Origin of the sequence: Streptomyces yerevanensis (assembly GCF_000716805.1) — a bacterium.
Taxonomy (GTDB): domain Bacteria; phylum Actinomycetota; class Actinomycetes; order Streptomycetales; family Streptomycetaceae; genus Streptomyces; species Streptomyces flaveus.
On the sequence record NZ_JNWJ01000213.1, the window covers coordinates 1 to 577 of the forward strand.

The 577-nt window shown below is 73.3% G+C and carries 1 protein-coding gene; it reads right to left on the reverse strand.

From position 1 onward, the window contains the following. On the reverse strand, positions 1 to 514 hold a 514-nt coding region (locus OP79_RS49115), incomplete at its 3' end, for a spermidine synthase (RefSeq protein WP_033329816.1). Positions 515 to 577 lie beyond the last annotated feature (63 nt).

Sequence of the window (577 nt, forward strand, 5' to 3'; positions counted from 1 at the left end):
GATGCGCGGGCGTACGCGCCCCGCTGAACACGTCCGCGATGACCAGGTCCGCCCAGCCGTCCGGCACCTTGGCGAGCCCTTCGCGGGCGTCGACGGAACGTACGCGGATGCGGGTGTTCGGATCCAACGGCAGCTCTCGGCGGACCAGTTGGACGAGGGCGGCGTCGCGTTCGACGGCCTGCTGGGTGGACCGGGGGCGGGTGGCGGCGACGTAGCGGGCGAGGGTGAGGGCGCCGCCGCCGAGGTGCACGGCGTGCACCGGCTTGCCCGGCGGGGCGGCGAGGTCGATGACGTGGCCGAGGCGGCGCTGGTACTCGAACTTCAGATACGCCGGGTCGTCCAGGTCCACGTGCGACTGCGGGGCGCCGTCGATGAGCAGCGACCAGGCACGCGCCCGGTCCCGGTCGGGCATCAGCTCGGCGAGCCCGCCGTCGACTGTGGCGACGACGGGTTGGGATGCCACCCGCCGGTCACCCGACCGCTTGGTCCTCGGCTGCGCCTTCGCCCGTGCCATCAGCCCATTATCAGGGTGCGGGAGAACGAGGCTCAGCGACAACGCCCCATAGGGGCGCGGGGC